16 protein-coding genes and 1 tRNA gene are annotated in these 18,361 nt (G+C 72.5%); 8 read left to right on the forward strand and 9 right to left on the reverse strand.

The window, feature by feature from the left end; translation table 11 throughout:
- Positions 1–410: 410 nt before the first annotated feature.
- Entirely contained in the window at positions 411–1,178 is a 768-nt protein-coding gene (locus tag FJ309_05205) for an RraA family protein (GenBank protein ID MBM3953998.1), read from the forward strand.
- A gap of 11 nt (positions 1,179–1,189) precedes the next feature.
- On the opposite strand, the gene FJ309_05210 is transcribed toward FJ309_05205, so the two are convergent.
- A complete protein-coding gene (locus FJ309_05210) occupies positions 1,190–1,882 on the reverse strand; it encodes a sugar phosphate isomerase/epimerase (GenBank protein ID MBM3953999.1) in 693 nt (230 codons plus the stop codon).
- Between the two features lie 236 nt (positions 1,883–2,118).
- Between FJ309_05210 and sppA the strand changes: the two genes are divergently transcribed.
- Complete coding sequence (gene sppA, locus FJ309_05215; protein ID MBM3954000.1) at positions 2,119–3,204, forward strand: signal peptide peptidase SppA; 1,086 nt, start codon at positions 2,119–2,121, stop codon at positions 3,202–3,204.
- A gap of 26 nt (positions 3,205–3,230) precedes the next feature.
- Here the strand turns inward: sppA and FJ309_05220 are convergent, their stop codons facing one another.
- Together FJ309_05220 and FJ309_05225 are read right to left on the reverse strand one after the other, a co-directional pair.
- Entirely contained in the window at positions 3,231–4,409 is a 1,179-nt protein-coding gene (locus FJ309_05220) for a thiolase family protein (GenBank protein ID MBM3954001.1), read from the reverse strand.
- Entirely contained in the window at positions 4,406–6,868 is a 2,463-nt protein-coding gene (locus tag FJ309_05225) for a multifunctional fatty acid oxidation complex subunit alpha (GenBank protein MBM3954002.1), read from the reverse strand. The genes FJ309_05220 and FJ309_05225 overlap by 4 nt, the downstream gene beginning before the upstream one ends.
- Here FJ309_05225 and FJ309_05230 point away from each other — a divergent pair.
- The 3 genes from FJ309_05230 (at position 6,867) to FJ309_05240 (ending at position 9,650) form a co-directional block, all read left to right on the forward strand.
- Positions 6,867–7,571 (forward strand): hypothetical protein, encoded by a 705-nt coding sequence (locus FJ309_05230; GenBank protein MBM3954003.1) that lies wholly within the window; start codon positions 6,867–6,869, stop codon positions 7,569–7,571. The genes FJ309_05225 and FJ309_05230 overlap by 2 nt on opposite strands.
- A 39-nt stretch (positions 7,572–7,610) precedes the next feature.
- A tRNA-Leu gene (locus tag FJ309_05235) sits at positions 7,611–7,694 on the forward strand.
- Between the two features lie 699 nt (positions 7,695–8,393).
- The gene (locus FJ309_05240) at positions 8,394–9,650 is read left to right on the forward strand and encodes a S1 RNA-binding domain-containing protein (GenBank protein MBM3954004.1); all 1,257 of its coding nucleotides are present in this window, start codon (positions 8,394–8,396) and stop codon (positions 9,648–9,650) included.
- A gap of 100 nt (positions 9,651–9,750) precedes the next feature.
- On the opposite strand, the gene FJ309_05245 is transcribed toward FJ309_05240, so the two are convergent.
- The 4 genes from FJ309_05245 to serS form a co-directional block, all read right to left on the reverse strand.
- Positions 9,751–10,962 carry an ATP-binding protein gene (locus FJ309_05245; GenBank protein ID MBM3954005.1) on the reverse strand — a complete coding sequence of 404 codons (1,212 nt, stop codon included), beginning with the start codon at positions 10,960–10,962 and terminating at the stop codon, positions 9,751–9,753.
- Between the two features lie 209 nt (positions 10,963–11,171).
- A complete protein-coding gene (locus FJ309_05250; GenBank protein ID MBM3954006.1) occupies positions 11,172–12,572 on the reverse strand; it encodes a hypothetical protein in 1,401 nt (466 codons plus the stop codon).
- Complete coding sequence (locus FJ309_05255; protein ID MBM3954007.1) at positions 12,569–13,579, reverse strand: ABC transporter ATP-binding protein; 1,011 nt, start codon at positions 13,577–13,579, stop codon at positions 12,569–12,571. The genes FJ309_05250 and FJ309_05255 overlap by 4 nt, the downstream gene beginning before the upstream one ends.
- Before the next feature lie 8 nt (positions 13,580–13,587).
- Positions 13,588–14,874: a serine--tRNA ligase gene (gene serS / locus FJ309_05260; protein ID MBM3954008.1), complete on the reverse strand. Its 1,287-nt coding sequence runs from the start codon at positions 14,872–14,874 to the stop codon at positions 13,588–13,590.
- A 110-nt stretch (positions 14,875–14,984) separates the two neighbouring features.
- Here serS and FJ309_05265 point away from each other — a divergent pair, with 110 nt between their 5' ends.
- Positions 14,985–15,341 (forward strand): ATP-dependent Clp protease adaptor ClpS, encoded by a 357-nt coding sequence (locus FJ309_05265; protein ID MBM3954009.1) that lies wholly within the window; start codon positions 14,985–14,987, stop codon positions 15,339–15,341.
- Positions 15,342–15,450: 109 nt separating this feature from the next.
- On the opposite strand, the gene FJ309_05270 is transcribed toward FJ309_05265, so the two are convergent.
- Positions 15,451–16,050, reverse strand: coding sequence for a hypothetical protein (locus tag FJ309_05270; GenBank protein MBM3954010.1), 600 nt, complete (start codon positions 16,048–16,050; stop codon positions 15,451–15,453).
- Positions 16,051–16,067: 17 nt separating this feature from the next.
- Complete coding sequence (locus FJ309_05275) at positions 16,068–16,811, reverse strand: phosphatidylglycerophosphatase A (GenBank protein MBM3954011.1); 744 nt, start codon at positions 16,809–16,811, stop codon at positions 16,068–16,070.
- On the opposite strand from FJ309_05275, the gene def reads away from it, so the two are divergent.
- Positions 16,651–17,304, forward strand: a complete 654-nt coding sequence (gene def / locus FJ309_05280; protein ID MBM3954012.1) for a peptide deformylase — start codon at positions 16,651–16,653, stop codon at positions 17,302–17,304. The genes FJ309_05275 and def overlap by 161 nt on opposite strands.
- A 23-nt stretch (positions 17,305–17,327) precedes the next feature.
- Entirely contained in the window at positions 17,328–18,296 is a 969-nt protein-coding gene (locus FJ309_05285; protein ID MBM3954013.1) for a methionyl-tRNA formyltransferase, read from the forward strand.
- Positions 18,297–18,361 lie beyond the last annotated feature (65 nt).

Consider the following 18,361-nt stretch of genomic DNA (forward strand, 5'->3'; position numbering starts at 1 on the left):
GACCGCGACCGGCGGAGCCTCGGCGACATCTACTTCCGGATCGGTGTCCTCCACGGCATCCAGCAGGGGGATCACGCCACGGCGGTCGTGTGGTTCGACAAGGTCGTGCCGCTGTGGGAATCCAATGCCGCCTTCGGACGCGACGGCACGTCCGGTCGTCTCGGTGAGTCGCTGGTGAGCATGGCGATCTCCTACTGGAACGCCGACCGCCGCGAGGAAGCGGTCCGCCTCAGCCGCCAGGGCGTGAAGCTCATGGAGGGGGCGGTCGAGCAGCGGCAGATCGAGGAGAAGTCGCTGGCGGTGGCCTACGGCAACCTGTCGACGATGTACGCCGAGCAGGGAGACGACTTCCAGGCCAAGGCGTTCGCCGAAATGGCCAGCCGGGTCGAATCCACCGCGGCGAAGCTCCAGTGAACGACCCCGCCGGCCCGGAGCTCGGTGAGTTGCTCCAGCTGCAGCGCTGGAACACGCCGACGGTCTACAACGGCTGGGAGCAGATCACCCGTCGCGATCCCGCCGCCGCCGGATTCAATCCGGAGGAGACGCGCGATTTCATGCCGGCGCTGGGCCCGATGGTGGGCCGCGCGGTGACGCTGGTCATCGAACCGGGAAACCCGGCGCACAAGTCCGCCGCGCCCGGTGCCTGGGATGCCTACCGCCGCGCCGTCGCCGCGGTGCCGGGCCCGAAGATCGTCTGCGTCCAGGACCTGGAAAAGCCCCGGGTCACGGGCTCGTTCTGGGGAGAAGTCAACGCCTCGGTCCACCGCGCGCTCGGGTGCGTGGGTACGATCTGCGACGGCGCGATCCGCGACGTCGACGAGATGACCGCCGTCGGCTTCAAGGCGCTCGCCCGGCGGCTGTGCGTCGGCCACGCCCACGTCCATCCGGTCCGCTGGGGCTGCCCGGTCGAGGTCTTCGGGCGCACCGTCAACCCCGGCGACCTGATCCACGCCGACAAGCACGGGTTCCTCGTCATCACCCCCGAGGAAGCGGCGCTCGTGCTCGAGGCGGCGACGTTCATGGACGCCAACGAGTGCCGGACGGTGATCGCGGCGGCCCGCGGCGCGGCCGGCAGCGACACCGCCGCCCTCCTCGATGCGTTGGCCGCGGCCTCGGGCCGGTTCGCGGCGGCGGCCCGCGAGCGCTTCGGCCGCCGCGGCGAGTGGGGCGCGGGCTGACGGCGCGCCGCCTACAGCAGGCTCTCGAGGAGGAGCCGCATCTTCCGCAGCTCGGCTCCCTGGTCGACGCCGGGGAGAGGGAGCATGTGGGCGCACAGGGCCCGCCCGTAGCCGACCCGCTCGAGCTGGCGGACGAGGCGCAGGTATTCGACGCCCCCCTGGCCGATCCGGACCTGGGGCACGTCGGGCTTGGTGTCACGGAGGTGGACGTGGCGGACGTATTTGAGGATCGGCTCCCAGCTCGCCGCCTTCTTGTGCCCGAAGATGAAATGGCTCGGGTCGAGGGTGACACCGAGCCCCGGCACGTTGCGGCACAGCGACGCGGTCGTCTCGGCATCCTGGGTCATGCGGCCCGCCGAGGTCTTCACTGCCACGACGGCGTCGAGCGTGGCGGCGATCGCCACCATCCGCCGCAGCCGCTCGATCTCGCCATTGAACGGCGTTCCCAGCTCGGATGACTCGACGACCATCGTCACGACGCCGAGCGACTTGGCGAGCTTGCAGGCGGCGGCAAACAGCCCGTCGGTCGCCGGGGTTTCGGCGGCGGCGAACGAAACCGCCACCGGCCGGAGCCGCTGCAGGTCGCTGCAGGCCTTGACCGCGGCGTCGGGCTGGGCGGCGACCTCGACGGGATGGAGGTGCCCCCCCGATTCGTGGACGTCGATCTCCACCGCGCTGTACTCGAGCTCCGCAAGGCGCTCCATCGCAGCCGCCAGGGGGAGGTCGGGGAAGCACTCGGTGCTGACGCAGACGATCACGGCGGACTCCGGGGCGGGTATGGGGGCGGGCGCCGGGGTGCGACGGCCCCGCACCGCTTCGGGCGCGCCCGCGACGGCAGGCAGGGGCAAGGTAGCGGGCGCCGGCGAATCGTGGCAACATGAGCCCGGGTCGGCCGCGGTCGTGAGCGCCCCGACCCTGGCAACGCGCCACCTGGCCGGTGATGGTTCGAAGGAGGGATCGGGCCATGGATCGGGCGACAGAGGGGGGCGGCGCTTCCGAGCGGATGGTGCCGCCGACGCGGGTGATCCTCGAACAAGCGCGCCCCCGGGGCCTGCGGAGCGCGCGCGTGGCCTGGGTGGTGGCCGCCGTGGCCGTGGCCGTCGCCCTCGCCAGTGCCGCGGCAAACGCCCGCTACTTCCAGCGCGACGCGGCGCTCGGCGAAACCTGGCACTCGCTGTCGCGGACGGCCCCTTCCAAGATCGCGATCGTCGACGTCGCCGGGGCAATCCTCGGCGAGGGGTTCGCCACCGCCCAACTCGAGCAGGTGCGCCGCGATCCGGCGGTCAAGGCGCTCGTGCTGCGGATCGACAGCCCCGGGGGCACCGTGAGCGGCAGCGACGAGATCTACGAGCGGATCCGGCGCCTGCTCGCGGACCGCGACCTCCCGGTCGTCGTCAGCATGGGGGGGATCGCCGCCAGCGGCGGCTACTACGTGGCGATGGCCAACGCCGGACGTGACGACGTGATCTTTGCCGAGCCGGCCACGCTCACCGGGTCGATCGGCGTCATCATCCCGCATTTCGACGTGTCGCGGCTCCTCGAGCGCTTCGACGTCGCCGACGACTCGGTCACCAGCGGCCCGCTCAAGGAGATGCTCAGCCCGACGAAGGCCCGGGACCCGGGCCTGGCGGCGCGCGAGCGCGAGGTGCTCCAGTCGCTCGTCGACGACATGTTTGCCCGGTTCAAGGAGATCGTGCGGGCGGGCCGGCCGAAGCTCGACGGCGCCGCGCTCGAGCAGGTCGCCACCGGGCAGGTGTTCACCGCGCGGCAGGCGCTCGAGGCAGGACTCGTCGACCGGATCGGTTTCCTCGACGACGCCATCGCCCGGTCGGTCGAACTGGCGGGCCTCACGGAACGGACCGCGCGCGTCGTGCGCTACCAGCGCCCGAGGTCACTGGCCGAGGGGCTGCTCGGCATCGACGCGCCGACGGCACGCGGGCCGTGGCAGTCGTTCGCCGAGTTGACGACGCCGCGGGCGTGGTACCTGTGCAGTTGGTGGCCGGCGCTGGTCGCCAGCGGCGGTTGAGGCGTTGACCGGCCGCGTGGCGACCTTCAGGAGCCGGCCTGCTCGAAGAGCACGGCGAGTCCCTGGCCGAGCCCGATCGACGTCGCCGCGAGACCCCATCGGCCTCCTGACCGGACCAGCGCGTGGACCAGCGTGGTCGCCATCCGCGCCCCGGCTGCTCCGGGTGGGTTGCCGAGGGCGAGGCTCCCGCCGCACGGATTGACCCGGGCGGGGTCGATGCCGAGCTCGGCGACGTCGTTGATCACCTCGGCGGCGAACGTCTCGTCGAGCTCGAAGTGGTCGATGTCCTCCGGGCGCACCCCCGACTTGCCGAGGAGCTTGCGGGTGGCGTGCACGGCGCCCCGCGCCGTTGCCGCCGGGGGGATGCCGACCGTCGCCGTCGCCACGACGGTCGCCAGCGGTGTCAGCCGCCGACGAAGCGCCTCGCCACGGGACATGATCACCAGCGCCGCCGCTCCGGCGCCCGGGGGTGCCGCCGTGGCGGCCGTGATCGTGCCGGCGCCGGGTAGGAACAGCGGCTCGAGCCGGTCGAGGTCGGCGACGCGCTCGGCGGCCAGAATCGCCTCGTCACGGACGACGGTCGCGGGCCGACCGCCTTCGTCGTGCCCGCCGACGGCGACGATCTCGTCTTTCCAGTCGGCGGCGGCGGCGCGGCGGTGGCTCTCGAGCGCCCAGGCCTCCTGCCGACGGCGGTCGATCCCCGCGTGGATCGCGAGGTGCTCCGCGCACAGGCCCGGCGAGAGGACCCCCCGGCTGCTCGCGGCCAGCGCCCGGGGATGGATGTCGGCGCTGTGGGCCGCCGCTCCACGGCCGGGATGGTCGACCCCGCCGGCGACGACGACGCGTTCGGCTCCGACGCGGATCGCCTGGGCGCTGCGGACGAGGGCCTCGAGTCCCGAGCCGCCGCCGCGGTCGACGGTCGCCCCCGCGGCGCCGAACGGCAGCCCGGCGAGGAGCGCGGCGTTCCGGGCGACGTTGCCCCCCAGCTCGCCCCTCGGCTGCGTGCAGCCGAGGATCACGTCCTCGATCGTCGCCGGATCGACGGCCGCAGCCGCCACCGCCGCCGCGATCGCCGCCGCGGCCAACTCGTCGCCGCGCACCCGTCGGAACACCCCGCGGCCCGGATCACCCAGGCCGATCGCCGTGCGCCGGCACCCGACGATGACGGGCGTTTCGTCGTCTCGCGCCGTGGCGGGAGGGGTCATGCGACGAAGCGACCTCCATCGGCCGCCACGGCCCGCAGACGTTGCGTGGCCACCATCCGCGGGCCGAGATCCGCAAGCCTGCCGAGCCGGTGGACGATCTCCGTGGGGCCGACGTCGTCGGCCCAGGCGAGCAGTCCACCTCGGAACGGGGGAAAGCCGAGGGCGTGGATCATCGCCAGGTCGATCTCGTCGGCGTCGCGGACGATCCCCTCGTCGAGCACCCGGGTCGCCTCGAGCACGACGGGAAGGAGGAGCCGGTCGGTGATCGTGTCGTCGTCGTCGCCGCGGGGGGGGAGCCGGTAGGGGGCGATCACCGGGGCGATCAATGCCGTGGCGTCGCCGATCGGCGGCCTGGGCCGGCCGACCGGGGCCTGCTCCGGCGCGTATTCGTAGAACCCGCCGCCGCTCTTCCGCCCCAAACGCCCCGCACGCACCAGCACGGGCACGACCGGCGATGCCGCGATCCGATCGCCGAACGCGTCGGCGAGGACGAGGCCGGCGTACAGCGCCGTGTCGAGGCCGATCAGGTCGTAGAGCTCGAGCGGCCCCAGCGGCATCCCGAAGCGGCGCGCGACGCCGTCGATCCGCGCCGCAGCGACTCCCTCGCGGAGGATCTCCACCGCCTCGTGGAGGTAAGGCATGAGGAGCCGGTTGACGAGGAACCCGGGGCTGTCGCGAACCACGATCGGGCACTTGCCCAGCCGTTTCGCGTGCGCCACGGCGGTGGCGACGGTGGCGTCGGTGGTCGCCGGCCCGCGGACCACTTCGACGAGCGTCATCCGCCTGACGGGATTGAAGAAGTGGAGGCCGCAGAACCGGCCCGGGGCGGCGAGCGCGGAAGCGAGACGGCCGATCGGATTGGTCGACGTGTTGGTGGCGATCACCGCGTCGGGGCCGACCGTCGCCTCGATCGTCCGCAGCAGCCCGAGCTTGACGTCGGTGCGCTCGACGGCCGACTCGATCACGAGGTCGGCGGTGACCAGAGCCGCCGGATGCGTCGCCGGGTGGAGCCGACCCGCGTCCACGGCCGTCCGATCCGCGGTCGCATGGTGGCTCGCCGGATCCCGGGCCGCCTCGTCGAGGATCGCGGGCACCGCCCGCGCCAATGCCTCCTCGTCGATGTCGACCAGCGTCACCGTGAACCCGGCACGGAGGTGGGCCGCGGTGATGCCTGATCCCATGATGCCGGCGCCGACGACGGCGGGCGCGGCGATGGCGGTCGCGGATGGCGACGGGGTGGCGGAGGAGCGGCAGTCGATCCCCGGATCACGCCGGTTGCGCTCGGCGAGGCGCTGGACCCGGACCAGATGGCCGGTCACCGGCGAGGCGAGGAGCCGGGCGAACGCCCGGGCCTCGAGCCGGGCAGCGTGCTCCGCCGACACGTCGAGTCCGTCGAGGATCGTCTCGAGGATCGCGGGAGGCGCCGGGTAATGGCCGCCGGTGCGGCCGTTGATCACCGCTGCCGAAGAGGCCGCGAGGAAATCGCGCTCCTCCGGTGCGAGCACGACCCGCCCTGCCATCCGCCGCCGCCGGGCTGTCAGCGCGGCGTCGTCACGAAGCCGCTCGACGAGGCGACGGGCGGTGGCGAGGGCGAGCTCCGGAGCCACGCAGGCGTCGACCAGACCGAGCCGGGCGGCGGCGGCGCCGTCGATCGGTTCCCCGGCGGCGATCAGCTCCAGTGCAGCACCCGGTCCGACGAGGCGCGGCAGCAATGCGGTGCCACCCCAGCCGGGCATGAGGCCGAGCTTGACCTCGGGAAACCCGAGCACCGTGTGAGAGGCGTCGGTCGCCACCCTGGTGTCACAGGCCAGGGCGAGTTCCAGCCCCCCGCCGAGGCAGGCGCCATCGATCGCCGCAACGCTCGGCCATGGGCGGCTGGCGAGGCGGGCGAACAGGGTGCGCGCCGACTCGCAGAGCCACTCGATGTCGGCGCTGGCGGCCTGGACGAGCACCTCGAGCCGGCCGATGTCGGCTCCGCTGACGAACGAACCCGGCCGCGCCGAGGCGATGATCAGCCCCGTCGGTGGCGGTCCGGCGTCGAGTTGATCGAGGATCGCCTCGAGGTCGAAGAGGACCGACTGCGTGATGACGTTGTGGGCCCGGCCCGGGACGAGCACCGTGACGGTCACGATGCCGTCGGCACCGCGGTCGGCCCGCAGCGTCTCGAACACCCACGCCTCCGGGTCGTCGGCCGCACCCTGGGCGCCGTCCGCGTCGCGCTGCTGGGGGGACGGCCGGTCGGTCATGAGGAAGGCCCGTGAAAACCGCGAACCGTCGGCCACGCTGCTTGCCTGCCAGTCAAAAACCTGTAGTGTATCGGGTTTCCGTTCGCTCGCCGGCCCGCGGGACGGGGCTCCAATTCCGGACCCTGGCGTGCGGTGGGCGAGCGCGGCAGACCTGGACGCGACGCGGACACGACGGCCGGAACGGGACGACACGGTGGTGACGGAGCGACACATGGCTGGCGAGCGGTCGGAGGCTGCGATCGGCTCCGGGCGGGGCCCGTGGGGTGCTGCCCGACCGGAACGCAACGCGGTCTTCGGGCCGAACCGGTGGGGCCGTGGCCTGGCGGCATTTTCCGAGCGGTCACTCCCCGCGCAGGTGCGCTGGGCGCGGCTGGCGATGGTGTGGTTGGGCCTGGTCGGTCTGATCGTCGTCGGACGCTTGCTCCAGCCCGCCTACAACGTCACACCGCTGACGGCAGTGGCGCTGGTCGCCGGTGCGGTGTTTCCCAGCGCGATCCTCGCGGCGACCATCCCAGTCGCCGGTCTCGCGCTTGGCAACCTCATCCAGCCGGGGTATGGCAGCCTCGCGATGGCGACGATCGTGTTCGCGGCCTGTGCCGCCCCGGTGTCGCTGCGGTCGTGGGTCCGATCCGGCCGAGCACTGCGAATCGTGGCGGGAGGCCTCGCCGGTGCGGTGACGTTCTTCGTCGTCACCAACGTGGCATACTGGTGGCTTTCGAACGATTACCCGCATACGATCCAGGGGCTTGGCGCGTGCTTCGTGAACGCCTTGCCGTTCTTTCGCTGGCAGCCGGTCGGGGACGTTGTCTGGAGCCTCGGGCTGGTTTCGTTGACGGCAGCGATCGGTCACCGGATCGGTGCGCCAGTGACTGCCGGTGGCGAGAGCGCGGCGTTGTCGATCGAGCGCGTTGAATGATCTGCGGTCGATCGGTGGAGTCAAGCGGCATCTGAATTCGCGGGAATGGCGGAATTGGCAGACGCGCCAGGTTGAGGGCCTGGTGGTAGTAATACCGTGCAGGTTCAAGTCCTGTTTCCCGCACTGACAGCTTGTGACAGCGACGGCCCGCAGGCCGGCCCCCAGGCCAGGCCATCCACCCAGCGGCCTTTCTGGGTGGTTTCCCCGGCAGCGACCCCGATCCCCGTGGTGGTGTGACGCCGGTGACGCGCGGCCGAGACGTTTTTTCCCCTGCCCCGCGCGGTGCCTCTCCAGCAGGGGCGTCGAAAGGTCCGGCGTGGCGGAGGTTCTCCGAAGGTTGAGCCGATGACCGGCGATTCTCCAGAACGATCCAGCGACGACGCCGCGGACGTGGGCCGTGGACCGATCGACGAGCCAACGCCCCCCACCGCCGGCGACGCCCCGGCGGGAGGCGACGATTCGGCCGACGCTGCGGCAACGCGACGGCGGATCGCGATCGGGACGCAGCGTCGCGGCGTGCCGCCCCCGCGGCTGCCGCCACGGCATCAATTCGTGACCTCGCCGGCGCAACCGCGGGCCACCGATGCGGCCCCTGGCGCTGCGCCGGTGGAGGCCGCGGCTGGCCCCGCGACGCCCCTTGCCGAAGGCGGCCCGGCGGTTCCTGATGCGCCGGCGTCCGGTGCGGGTGAGGTCGGGGCCGGCGGCGCTGGAGAACCGGCCGTCCGCGGACCGGCTCCCGGCGGCCGCGGCGAGCCCCGCCCCGGAGGCGGGCGCCCGCGCCGCCCGCAGCGCGAGCCATCGGCGTTCGACATCCAGCGCCCCATGAAGCGTGTCGCACCGCCGAGCCTCCGCGGGCCACTCGAAGACGACCTCGAAGCCGACTTCGCCGCCGCGATGGAGGGGATCGCGGTCGACGACGTCCTCGCCAAGGCTCCGGCCGACAAGGTCGAGGCGCCGCTCGAGCCGGGCACACGGGTCTCTGGAACGGTCGTCAGCTTCGGTCCCGACACGGCGTTTCTCGACCTCGGCGGACGGCGGCAGGGGGCGCTCAAGCTCGCCGGCATCGAACCGGTGCCCGAGGTGGGGGCCGTGCTCGAGCTCTCGGTCGGCGGCCGCAACGAGGAAGACGGGCTCTACGACGTCGCCCCCGCCAACCGTGCCGTCGCCGTCGAGGATTGGTCGCAACTCGAGGCGGGGATGGTCGTGGCCGCGCGCGTCACCGGCGCCAACAAGGGAGGCCTGGAGTGCGACGTCGCCGGGCTCCGGGGGTTCATGCCGGCGAGCCTGGTGAGCACTTGGCGGATCGAAAACCTCGAGGAGCTCGTCGGCCAGACACTCGAGTCGCTCGTCACCGAGATCGTCCCCGCCGCCCGGCGCCTCGTCCTTTCCCGCCGGGCGGTGATCGAGCGGCAGGCCGCCGACGCGCGGACGAAACTCCTCGAGAGCCTCGCGGTCGGTGACGTCCGCGAGGGAGTCGTGCGCAGCGTCCGCGATTTCGGCGCCTTCGTCGACATCGGCGACGGCGTCGACGGGCTGGTCCACGTCAGCCAGATGTCGTGGGACCGGGTCGCGAAGCCGGAGGATTTCCTCCAGCCCGGCCAGAAGGTCCGCGTCGTCGTCAAGAAGATCGACGCCCAGACGGGCAAGATCGGCCTCTCGATCCGCGAGACGGCCGAGAGCCCTTGGAAGACGGCGGCGGAGCGGTTTCCGATCGGGTCCACGGTGCGCGGCGCCGTGACGCGGATCGCCCAGTTCGGGGCGTTCGTGCGGCTCGCGCCGGGGATCGAGGGCTTGGTGCACGTCTCCGAGTTGGCCCACCGGCATGTCCGCAGTGTCGGCGACGTGGTCAAGGAGGGGGAGACGGTCGAATGCCGGGTGATGGCAGTCGATCCCGACGAGCAGCGCCTGTCGCTGTCGATCAAGGCGCTCGCGGCCCTGGCCCAGCCGGCTACGGCAGCGGCCGCCGACGAGCCGGAGGTCGAGGAAGAACCGCCCCCACCGCCGGTGAAGCAGTCGAACAAACCGCTCAAGGGGGGACTCGGCGGCGGCTCGGCCGGGGATCGCTTCGGTCTGCAGTAGTGAGCGGCGGTGAGTCGTAACGCGACCGTTGCGCGTGGCTGAGCGGCTACGGCTTGCTTCGCTTGCTCGACGAGCGACGATCGAAATCCGTTCCTGCGAGTCAGCGGTCCGAATGACGGAGTCCGGCAAGCTCCGGGACCCCGGCCGCGAACGACTCGGCCGTGACGAACACCGCCTCCCCCGCGGTCGGATGGGCGGCCTGAAACTCGTCCACCGCGCGACGCGCCCGCTCGCCGACCGTGTCCCAGGTCACCTGCACTGGCGTCGGCATCCCCCGGTGCTCGACGACGAAGTCGATCTCGCCGTCACCGCGCCAGTACCACACTTCGCCGAAGCGGCGGCGCAACAGCAGGAACACCGCGCACTCGAGCTGCTTGCCACGGTCGTGGCCGGCCGTCGTGATCGACGCGCGCCGCAGACCCGTGTCGACAGGGTAGTACTTCCTGTTCCGCACGAGCCGCTTCCTCTCCGACCAGGCGAAGTACGGGCATCCCAGCGCGAGGTACGCGTTCTCCGTGGCGTCCGCGTACAGCGCGGTCGTATCGACGGACATGCCGAGGGCGGCGGCCAGGCGGCGCAGGCTCGTCTCCGCGCCGGCCGATTCGAAGAGCATCTGCACCAGCCGCCTGAGCGGCATGCTCGACCGTGCCCCGACGCGCTCGCGGATGTCGCGCTCGACGATGTCGTGGAAATAGCCATGGAGCAGCCGGTCGTGGTCGGGTGACGAGACCGTGGCGGGAAACCCCCCGGCAGCGAGATAATCTTCCACCGTCGCGCCGGGCTTCACCGCGCGATACTCGCCGAGGTCGAAGGGAAACAGTTCGACCGTGTGGTGGCGGCCGGTCAGCGACGAACCGATCTCGCCAGCCAGCAGTCCGGCATTGGAGCCGGTGACGACGAACCGGCGGTGCCGCGCTCGGTCGAGCTGGGCGCGGAGCCAGCGCTGCCACCCCTCGACCCACTGCACCTCGTCGAGGAGGTAGGTGCAGCCGTGGCCACGGTCGTCCTCGAACGCCCCGACGAGCCCGTCGAGCAGCGTGTGGTCGAGGGTCTGCGTGAGTCGGGGATCCTCGAAGTTGATGAACAGGCACTTCGAGCGGTCGAGCCCGTAGCGCTCCATCAACTGCTCGAGCAGCGTCGACTTGCCGCAGCGGCGCACCCCCTGGATGACGAGTGCGACGCCCGGCACCAACTCGCGCGGCAATTCGATCGACCGCGGAACGGTCGGCTTCGGCGGTGAGTCCCAATGGCTCCAGTCGGCGGCGATCGAGAGGAGCGCCGCCTTGTCCATGGTGTCGAGTTTAGTCGACACTCTGTGGGGTGTCCAGTAAACTCGACACTTCGGGTTTGCGATCGCCGTGCTGTGACGAGGCCGGTGCCAGCCTTTACTTCGGCGGCTGTCGTGGTGAACACGACCGATGGGCTCGCCGCCGCAGCCCGGCTGACACCGTCGGCGATCCGGCGACTCGTTCGCTTGCGTGGTACCACGCCGATCGAGCAGTCCGTCGGCTGGCGCTGCCGCTACGGATCGCGGCGGGCGAAGATCACGCAGGCGAGCGCCAGGTAGGCGGCGGTGTGGAGGAGGGTGAGCCCGATCCCCGACCGCCAGGAGAAATCGCCGCTCTCGACGAGCATCCTCAGCCGGCCCCCGATCGCGAAGTCGCGCATCAGCTGGCGGTCGACCATCGTGTCGAGATCCTCGGTGTGCGGCAGCACGGCATAGACGGCGTCGGCGAACCGCCCGACCGTGCTTTTGTGGAATGCCGACCCGGGGCTCTGCGGCTTGTCGACGGACGGCTTCCGGCCGCGGAGGGTTTCGACCATGCTGGTCGGCCGCGGCCGGCCCACGTTCTCCTCGCGGAGGCGGCTGGCGACCGACTGCTGGTGCATCACGCCGACGATGAACAAGACCGCCCAGTAGCTGACCGTCACCAGCATCGCCGCCGGCGCCGACCGTGTGATCACGCCGGTGCAGACGCTCACGGCCAGGAGCAGCGCGAAGAACAACAGCAGGCTCGGCAGGGCGAGGACCACGCCCGGCGAGCGGACGTCGGCGAGGACCACCGTCACCACCCACGTGGCGAGGATCAGCGCTCCCAGGAGCACGGCGACGAACGCCAGCGCCGCGGCGTATTTGAACACGATCAGCTGCCACCGCGGCACGGGGCGCACGAGGAGCAATTCGAGCGTCCCCTTGCGGAGCATCGTCGGTACGAACGGCGCGGTGACGACCACGCACACCAAGAGCAGGATCGTGCTGCCGATCCCGGTGCAGAGCAGCTTCTGGAGGATGAACACCTCGAGGCCCAGGGGCGCCCCCTGCTCGGGCGTCATGTCCATGCCGCCGAAGAACAGCGTGAACCGGTGGGGCCAGAGGATCCGCAGGTCGGGTCCGGGGGTGACCGTCAACTCCCAGGTCTGACCGCCGAGCGCGGAGGTGATGCGGTTGGTCGTCTCGCGGATCTCGGCGACCTGCCACAGCCGGCCGTCGGGGATCGTGCCGAAACGCTCGCGGACCGCTTCGCTGGTCTCCGGCTTTCCGACCAGCGGCACCGTGTTCCGCGCCAGTGTCACCTTCCACGACGATTCGGGCACGTCGTCACCGATCGGCTCGGCGGCGGTGACCCACGCCAGCGAGCCGTCGAGCCGGGCGACGACGTCCCCGACGGTCTCCGTGGCGAGGTCGAATCCGTCAAGGTCGGCGCCGAGGGTCTTGGCGGCCAGGTCCAAGAAGGTGCGCCCCGCCGGCCGCGGCTCGACCCGGCCCGAAAGCGCGGTCACGAACAGGATCGCGATCGCCGCCGCCAGCAGCCACAGCACGCGTGCGTCCCGGAACTCGAGCCACGAGTCGCGGAGGATCGCCAGGGCGCTGCGCACGATCCCCGGGGCCGGAGCGCCGTCGTCCGTGAGCTCCCCGCTCATGCGTCACCCCGTGTGGCGGCCGGCGCCGGGGCGTCGGCCTGGGCCGCCCCGAGGTAGACGTCTTCGAGGCTGCCGCGCTCCTGCTCGAGGTGGCGGAGGGCGAGGCCGCTGGCCGCGGCCGCGGCGAGGAAGGCATCGAGCCGCGCCTCGGCGACAACCGCGGCCCCCGCGGCATCCTCCCCGACCGACAGCCGGAACCGACCCGGTTGGTCGGCCGCTTCGAGCCGCGCCCCGGGGACCACCAGACCGTCCGGGGGCGGCCGGTCGAACTCCACCAGCCAACTTGGCTTGCGGCCGACCAGTTGCGGAACGGTTCCGGCGAGCACGATCCTCCCCTTGCGCATGATCGCGACGCGGTCGCAGAGCTGCTCGACCTCGCCGAGGAGATGGCTGTTGATGAAGATCGTCACGCCGCGGTCCCGTTCGGCGAGCAGCAGTTCGCGGATCTGCCGCCGCCCGACCGGATCGACGCCGTCGGTCGGCTCGTCGAGGAACAGCACGGCGGGGCGGTGGAGCAGGGCCTGGGCGAGGCCGAGCCGCTGCTTCATCCCCTTGGAATAGCCGCGGATCCGCAGGCGCTGGCGGCCGCCGAGGCCGAGGCTGGCGAGCAGTTCGGCGCCGCGCTGGCGCCGAACCGGAGCCGACAGTCCCTGGAGCCCGCCGTAGACGTCGAGCAGGGAGGGCCCGGTGTGGTACTCGGGAAGGCGGTGGTCCTCGGGGAGGTAGCCGACGGTGCGCCGCGCCGCCACGCTCCCGACCGGCCGGCCGAGGAGCCGCGCCGACCCGGCGGTGGGGAGGACCATCCCGAGGAGGATCTTGACCAGCGTCGTCTTTCCGGCGCCGTTCTGGCCGAGGAGCCCGAAGATCTCCCCCCGGGCGACGGTGAGGCTCACGCCCGCCAACGCACGGACCGGGCCATAGTGCTTCTCGAGGCCGTCGACGGCGACGACGCCACCGCTCCCGAACGAATCGGCCTCGGTCCCCCGGGCGTGCTGTCCGGTCACCATCGGGCGCCTCACGTCGCGCGGGGCAGGAGCCGGTCGGTGCCGACCCACGGCGCGAGCGGGGCGGGCACGGTCACCGACCCGTCGGCCTGCTGGTGATTCTCGAGGATCGCGATGATCGCCCGGCTGATCGCCACGGCGGTGCCGTTGAGGGTGTGGACGAAGGCGGTCCCCTTGCCCCCCGTCGGCCGGTAGCGGATCGCCAGCCGGCGCGACTGGTAGTCGGCGCAGTTGGAGGTGCTCGTCACTTCCCCCCACTCGCCGGCCGTGCCACGGCCGGGCATCCAGGCCTCAAGGTCGAATTTCCGGTACGCCGGCCCGCCGAGGTCGCCGCTGGCGGTGTCGATGACGCGATACGGGATCCCGAGACCGTCGAACAGCCGGCACTCCAGGTCGAGGAGCTTCGCGTGGATCTCCTCACTCTGCTCCGGGAGCGTGAACGCGAACATCTCCACCTTGGTGAACTGGTGCACGCGGTACAGCCCGCGCGTCGCGCGGCCGTGAGCGCCGGCCTCGGTGCGGAAGCAGTGGCTCGTGCCGGCGAGGAGCAGGGGGAGCTCGGCCGGATCGAAGATCCGTTCGTGCATCGCCCCGCCGAGCGTGATCTCCGCGGTCGCCACCAGCGACAGGTCGGAATCGGTGATCGAATAGATCTGCGTCTCGGGGCCGCGCGGCATGAAGCCGGTGCCCTCGAGGATCGTGTCGCGCGCCAGGTCGGGGGTGGTCATCGGCGTGAATCCGGCCGCGACCAGCAGGTCGAGGGCGTACTTTTGCAGCGCGAGTTCGAGGAACACGCCGGCGCCGGTGAGGAAGTAGAAGCCGTGGCCGGCGACGCGGGCACCGGCCTCGAAGTCGAACAGCCCGAGATTCGCCCCCAGGGCGACGTGGTCGCGCGGCGCGAAGCCGAATTCACGGAGCGGTGTCGAGCCGCGCCGGATCTCGACGGCGTCGCTTTCGCCGCCGCGCGGCGCGGCGGGATGGGTGAGGTTGGGGATCGCGCGGAGGATCTCGTCTCCCTCGGCGACGATCGCCGTCAGCCGCGTATCGATCGCCGCCGCCTCCTCGCGGAGCCGGCGCCCCTCGGCCTTGAGGGCGTCACGTGCCGCCGCGTCCGCCGCCTTGCCGATCGAGCGGCTCACCTGGCCGGCCTCCTGGTTGAGCCGGTCGACGTCGGCCTGGAGCTGGCGACGGAGGCGGTCGAGCTCGGCGAAGCGGGAGACGTCGGCGGCCGAGCCGCGGTCGCGGCAGTTCGCGGCCACGAGATCGACGTTGTCGGCGACGAAACGGCGGTCGAGCACGGGGGACGTCTCCGGGGCGAGGCGGTGCGATCGCGGGGGAACGGAACTGCGTATACTATCGGCTCGGGCGGTGTTTTCCCGCCGTTCCCGTGGTGGAGCCCTTCCTGCCGATGCCCGCCGCCGCCAGCGCCGAGACCGCGATCGAGGAGACGCCGGCCCCGGCCCCTCCGGAAGCCGAGCGGCGCGACAAGCCGAAGCGCCAGCCCCGCTACCATGTCGTGCTCTGGAACGACGACGACCACACCTACGACTACGTGGTCACGATGCTCCAGTCGCTGTTCGGCCACCCCCCGGAGCGCGGTTTCCGGCTCGCCAAGGAGGTCGACACCCAGGGCCGGGTGATCGTCCTCACCACGACCCGCGAGCATGCCGAACTGAAGCGCGACCAGATCCACGCCTTCGGCGCCGACCGTCTCCTCGCCCGCTCGAAGGGCTCGATGAAGGCTTCGATCGAGGCCGAATCCTGACCGGCCGGCCCGGTGCCTTGCAGGCTGCCGGTTCGAATCCAGCCTGTCGTCGCGGAAGGACGAGGGAGCGTCAGATCCGCCCCACCGGCGGTTGACACCGCCGAGGGCCTCAGGAGCGGCGTTGGACCCGCGCCTCGAGCGCCGCGCGGCACGCGGTGAGGAGGTCGACGTCAACCGCGGGGATGCCCGCCGGGGCGTCGGCATCCCGGTCGGCGTTGACCCACTCGGCGCTGGCCAGCGCCGCCCGCACCAGTTCGTCGACGCGCGTGCCGTGGGCCGCCGCCGCGAGGTCGCCGGCGACGACCTGCAGCGCCACCGGCACGCCGGTCTCGATCGCCAGGTCGGCGAGGATCCCGGCGTGGAGGATGAAGATCACGTCGGGGTGCAGGCCGTCGACCGCCTCGGCCAGCGCCTGCCGCGCCGTCTCGCGCACCAGGCCGAGGAGGCGCGGCGGAAGCGTGGCGGTGGCGGCCAGCAGGGCCGCGGCGCTGCCGTCGCGGACCGCGGCGAGAAAGCTGCGGTTGGCGGCGGCGATGTCGTGGAGGTGGATGCCGTACAGGCCGGGCGTGGAGGCGGCGAGGGCCGGGACCGACGTCGGGCCGCAGGCGGCGGTGACCGCCCCGCCGGCTTCCAGCACACGGCGAAGCGCGTGCACTCGGGTCGCCGGTGGGTCGCAGCACCCGTGGTCGACGAGCAGCACGCGGATCATCCCACCCGTCTCCCCGATCACGCCCCCAGCCAGGGCCGTGCGACGAACAGGACGATGGCCATCATCGCCGTGGCGGCCCAGTCGTCGGCCATGATCCCCAGCCCCCCCGGGAGCCGCTCGAGCTGCCGACAGGGAAAGGGCTTGAGGATGTCGAACAGGCGGTGCAGCGCGAATGCCAGGGCGATGACCGGCAGCGTCCGGTCCGCCGCCGGCACCACCAGCAGGCCGAGCGGCAGGCTGGCGCATTCGTCGAGCACGATCGCCCCCGGATCGGGGCTGCCGCCGAGCCGTCGCGCCGCCCGCGTGCAGATCGGAACGGCCGCGGCGTTGAGCGCCGCCAGCAGGGCGACCTCGACCGGAAACGGAAGCCGGGCCCAGGCGAGGGTGCCTGCCAGCACGACGCCGACGAGCGCGCCCCACGTGCCGGCGGCGACCCGCGCCAGCCCGACGCCGCCGCAGGTCGCCACGCACACCGCCGGGTCGCGCAGCGCCGCGCTTTCGGAATCAGGGCCAGGAAGCGGTGGGGTCATCGCCAGGGCCGCACGCCGTGCCGGACAGGTAGAATGTCGAATGATACCCTGACCCCGGACCACCGACCCCATGCCGAGCGACTCGCCTCCGCCAGCTGCCGATGCCGCGCCGCCGATCGGGCGGCTGGAGCTCGTCGAATACCCCCACCCCGCGCTGGCGCGGCCGGCCCGGGCACTGGCGCAGATCGACGACGAACTGTGCGACGCCGTCGAACAGATGTTCGAGATCATGTACGCCGCCAACGGGATCGGCCTGGCGGCCACGCAGGTCGCCCTCCCCTATCGGCTGTTCGTCGTCAACGTCGAGGGGCGCCGTGACGCCGGCGAGGAGCTGGTGTTCGTCAACCCGGTGCTCTCGCGCCCCCGCGGTATCGCCGTGCAGGAGGAGGGGTGCCTCAGCCTGCCTGGGCTGCGGATGGACGTCCGCCGGCCGGAGCGCGTCTGCGTCGAGGCCTGGTCGCTCGACGGCGCGCCGTTTCGGATGGATCTCGACGGCCTCGTCGCCCGCGTCGTCCAGCACGAGTACGACCACCTCGAGGGGCGGTTGTTCACCGATCGGCTCCCCGATGCGGCTGCCCTCGAGGCACGGCGGATGCTCGACTCGTTCCGCGAGGTGTTCCACGGCCGGCAGTCGCGAGGTGAGTTGCCCACGACGGCGGCGATGCTCGAGCGGTTGGCGCACCTCGAGGCGGCTCGCTGCGTCCCGGCCACCGGGTCGGCGTGATGGCGCGGGACGACGGCCGGCCGCTGCGGATCGTCGTCATGGGCACCGGCCCGTTTGCGGTGCCGTTGCTCGAAGCGCTGCTCGGTTCAACGCACGAGATCGTCGCGGTCGTCACCCGCCCCGGCCATGCGCCGGGAGGCCGCCGGCCCCCTCCCAACCCGATCCGCGAAGCCGCCCTCCGCGCCGGGCTGGCGATCCTCGCCCCCGAACGGATCGGCGACCCGGCCGCGGCCGCCGACCTGGCGGCGCTGCGCCCCGCTCTGCTCGTGGTCTGTGACTATGGCCAGATTCTCCCCGCGGCGATCCTCGGGCTGGCGCCACTGGGGGGTCTCAACCTCCACGGCTCGCTCCTCCCCCGCCACCGTGGCGCCGCTCCGGTGCAGTGGGCGATCCGCGCGGGGGACGCCGTCACCGGGGCGAGCGTGATCGCGATGACGCCGGCGCTCGATGCCGGCCACGTGCTCGCGGTCGCGACGACGCCGATCGGCGCCGCCGAGACCGCCGCGGAGCTCGAGGCGCGGCTGGCGCGGCTCGGCGCGCCGCTGGTGCTCGAGGCGATCGAACGGTTGCGGGCGGCGGTCGAGGCGGGCGCCGATCCCGCCACGGTCGGCACCCCGCAGGACGCCGCCCTGGCGACCCGGGCACCACGGCTGACGAAGGCCGACGGCCTCGTCGATTGGCGGCAGCCCGCGGCGGCGATCGAACGGCTGCGCCGGGCCCTCGAGCCCTGGCCACGGGCGGCGACGGTGTGGCGCCGCCCTGGCCAGCCGGCGCTGCGGCTGGTGCTCGACGACGTCGCCGTCGCCGCTGCCGCGCCCGCGACGGCGGCTCCCGGAACGGTCCTCGACGCCGGCCCCGGCAGGTTCGTCGTCGCCAGCGGGGACGGTACCGCAGTCGAGATCCTCAGGCTCGTGCCCGAGGGGCGGCGGCCAATGCCCGCCGCGGACTTCCTCCGCGGTCACCTCCTCGCGCCGGGGACCGTGCTCGGCTGACGGCCGCTGGCACCAAGCGCCCGCCGGGCGGCGCTGCCTGCCGCGGCGACGAACTGGCCGCGGCT

The sequence above is a fragment of the Planctomycetota bacterium genome (assembly GCA_016872555.1).
Classification (GTDB): domain Bacteria; phylum Planctomycetota; class Planctomycetia; order Pirellulales; family UBA1268; genus F1-20-MAGs016.

Excerpts from the sequence above, each read along its gene's own strand:
- FJ309_05210 (MBM3953999.1), bottom strand. The coding sequence starts at position 1,882 with ATGGAGCGCCTTGCGGAGCTCGAGTACAGCGCGGTGGAGATCGACGTC.
- sppA (MBM3954000.1), top strand. The coding sequence starts at position 2,119 with ATGGTTCGAAGGAGGGATCGGGCCATGGATCGGGCGACAGAGGGGGGC.
- FJ309_05220 (MBM3954001.1), bottom strand. The coding sequence starts at position 4,409 with ATGACCCCTCCCGCCACGGCGCGAGACGACGAAACGCCCGTCATCGTC.
- FJ309_05230 (MBM3954003.1), top strand. The coding sequence starts at position 6,867 with ATGGCTGGCGAGCGGTCGGAGGCTGCGATCGGCTCCGGGCGGGGCCCG.
- FJ309_05225 (MBM3954002.1), bottom strand. The coding sequence starts at position 6,868 with ATGTGTCGCTCCGTCACCACCGTGTCGTCCCGTTCCGGCCGTCGTGTC.
- FJ309_05240 (MBM3954004.1), top strand. The coding sequence starts at position 8,394 with ATGAAGCGTGTCGCACCGCCGAGCCTCCGCGGGCCACTCGAAGACGAC.
- FJ309_05250 (MBM3954006.1), bottom strand. The coding sequence starts at position 12,572 with ATGAGCGGGGAGCTCACGGACGACGGCGCTCCGGCCCCGGGGATCGTG.
- FJ309_05255 (MBM3954007.1), bottom strand. The coding sequence starts at position 13,579 with ATGGTGACCGGACAGCACGCCCGGGGGACCGAGGCCGATTCGTTCGGG.
- FJ309_05265 (MBM3954009.1), top strand. The coding sequence starts at position 14,985 with ATGCCCGCCGCCGCCAGCGCCGAGACCGCGATCGAGGAGACGCCGGCC.
- FJ309_05270 (MBM3954010.1), bottom strand. The coding sequence starts at position 16,050 with ATGATCCGCGTGCTGCTCGTCGACCACGGGTGCTGCGACCCACCGGCG.
- def (MBM3954012.1), top strand. The coding sequence starts at position 16,651 with ATGCCGAGCGACTCGCCTCCGCCAGCTGCCGATGCCGCGCCGCCGATC.
- FJ309_05275 (MBM3954011.1), bottom strand. The coding sequence starts at position 16,811 with ATGATCTCGAACATCTGTTCGACGGCGTCGCACAGTTCGTCGTCGATC.